The sequence below is a fragment of the Corynebacterium minutissimum genome (assembly GCF_000805675.1).
Taxonomy (GTDB): domain Bacteria; phylum Actinomycetota; class Actinomycetes; order Mycobacteriales; family Mycobacteriaceae; genus Corynebacterium; species Corynebacterium minutissimum.
Genome location: NZ_JSEF01000025.1, coordinates 1 through 1,674, shown reverse-complemented (window position 1 = coordinate 1,674; position 1,674 = coordinate 1). Strand labels below are relative to the sequence as shown.

Genomic DNA, 1,674 nt, shown 5'->3' with positions numbered 1-1,674 from the left:
CCCGGATTCTAAGGATCGTGGAAACACCTGGCCTTGATTGGTGGTGTTTGTGGTGTCGAGTCGTTGGGAGCCTTCGCCGGATGTGGTGGAGCAGCTGTGTTTCTTGGTTTCAGGCGGTCGTAGTGTTCGTAGTGCGGCGTTGGAACTGGGGCTTAGCTTGAGTGTTGCGTATCGGCTGGCTCGTGAGTATCAACTTCCTGTGCGCGTTCAGAAGTCGACTTCTGCTTCGGTTACAGAAAGCATTGAAGCGCTATGGAAGCAGGGTGTGAAGCCGTCAGATATTTCAACGCGGCTTAATGTAGGAACTAGCGTTGTGTACCGCATTGGTATTGAGCTTGGCTTGTGGCAGCGCAATCCGCATGGCCGTCGGGCTAGTGCCACGTCGCGTCGGTGCGAGTATTTGATGCTGCGTTCTGGTGCGATGAGCCGAAAAGACGCAGCAAAAGCCGTCGGTATTAATCCGCGCGAGGCTTTGGACATCGATAAAGGAGTAACCAAGCTCAATGGTGTCGGGCGTGTGCCGTTTGTTCCCGATGGGCCAGACACTGAGCTTTATAAAAGACTTATGCAGGTTTTGCCTTATGTTGACGGCCGTCAAGCAGTGCCCGTCGAAGTTATCCCACAGCACGCGATAGACAAACGTATTAGTCCTCGATATTTATCCGTCGAGGAACGTGAACTTATCGCCGACTTGTACCGTCAAGGCCTAGGCGTGCGTGCTATTGCCCGGCATTTGGGTCGCTCACCGGGAACAATAAGCAAGGAAATGACACGCAACCGTGACGAATTGGGGTTGTATCTGCCGCATGCAGCTCATCGGAAGTCCGTGCTGCGCAGATTCCGGCCTAAGCCACGCAAACTGGACACACATGCAGCATTGCGTGATGCGGTGTGGGCGATGTTGAAGAAGCGATATTCACCGGTGCAGATTTCCCGAAGGTTGCGTCTGGACTTCCCTGACGATGACACTATGAGGGTGTGTCCTGAAACTATCTATATGTCGTTGTTCTTCCAAGCTAAAGGCGAGTTGAAGAAAGAAATCGCCGCATGTCTGCGCCAAGGCCGTGCTGTGAGAAAGCCACGCAACCAGCGTATTGCCCGCCAGCGATTTAGCGACCCCATGGTGATGATTTCCGAACGACCAGCAACGGTTAACGACCGCGCTGTTCCAGGACATTGGGAAGGCGACCTCATTTTGGGCAAGGGAAACAAATCAGCTATCGGCACGCTTGTCGAACGCAGCACCAGATACGTCATGCTGCTGCATCTGCCCAACGGGCATGGTGCTGTAGAAGTGCGCAACGCGCTCGTCGAGACTATCCAACAGCTACCAGCACACCTGCGTGGTTCGCTGACGTGGGATCAAGGAAGTGAAATGGCCGGCCATAAATCATTTACCATTGCCACCGATTGTCCGGTGTACTTCTGTGATCCAGGATCACCCTGGCAGCGAGGAAGTAACGAAAACACCAACGGACTTCTGCGCCAGTATTTCCCCAAAGGCACTGACCTATCCGTCCACACCAAAGAAGACCTCGAGTTCGTTGCCATGCAACTCAACGACAGACCACGCGCAACCCTAGGCTTCGCCAAACCAGCCGAAAAAATGGCCGAACTGCTAAGCTATGCCACCGAAAACTAAAATCGTGTTTCCACGACCACTAGAATCCGTCC

The 1,674-nt window shown here is 53.6% G+C and carries 1 protein-coding gene; it reads left to right on the top strand.

Features of this window, described 5'->3' with window-relative positions:
• Nucleotides 1–421: 421 nt before the first annotated feature.
• Nucleotides 422–1,642 (top strand): IS30 family transposase, encoded by a 1,221-nt coding sequence (locus NX84_RS12865; protein WP_231913912.1) that lies wholly within the window; start codon nt 422–424, stop codon nt 1,640–1,642.
• The last annotated feature ends 32 nt before the right edge of the window (nt 1,643–1,674 follow it).